The organism is Paraburkholderia ferrariae NBRC 106233, assembly GCF_000685035.1.
Classification (GTDB): domain Bacteria; phylum Pseudomonadota; class Gammaproteobacteria; order Burkholderiales; family Burkholderiaceae; genus Paraburkholderia; species Paraburkholderia ferrariae.
Genome location: NZ_BAYB01000096.1, coordinates 1 through 524 on the forward strand (window position 1 = coordinate 1; position 524 = coordinate 524).

The 524-nt window shown below is 58.6% G+C and carries 1 pseudogene; it reads left to right on the top strand.

Features of this window, described 5'->3' with window-relative positions:
- Positions 1 to 139: 139 nt before the first annotated feature.
- Positions 140 to 490 (top strand): annotated as a pseudogene (locus tag BFE01S_RS36810) (DUF4158 domain-containing protein); the annotation flags it as partial.
- Between the last annotated feature and the right edge of the window lie 34 nt (positions 491 to 524).

Consider the following 524-nt stretch of genomic DNA (forward strand, 5'->3'; position numbering starts at 1 on the left):
CCCTCGTTTTCAGTGCAATAACTGGCGGTACGCAAACCCAGCACTGGCGCGGGGGTGGTGTTGGTAGATCGTTGATTCTGTTGGCTTTCCTGTTCACTTCTCAAACGGGTATCGTGGCCTCCCACTAATGGGGTTCACGATGCAGGACTGGCAAACGACGTTTTTGGGGATGCGTGAGCTGCCCCGCGATATCAGTGACTTCGAGATGAAGGCGTTTTTCACCTTCGATGGTGCAGAGCGCGAGGCAATCAATGCGCGCCGGGGTGACGCCCACAAGCTCGGTCTGGCGCTGCATATCGGGTTTTTGCGCATGAGTGGCCGCCTGCTGTATGCCTTTCGGGTGGTTCCCGTCGCCCTGTGGCGCCACTTGAGCGAGGAACTTGGCATTGCCACCCCTGATGTGGCTTCGCTGCGCACGCTGTACGGGCGGGAGAAGACACTGTTCGATCACCAGCAAGTAGCGTGCACGGCCCTTGGTTTTCGGTGGATGCCCTGATCGAAAAGCATTGGGACAGCCCGGTGCA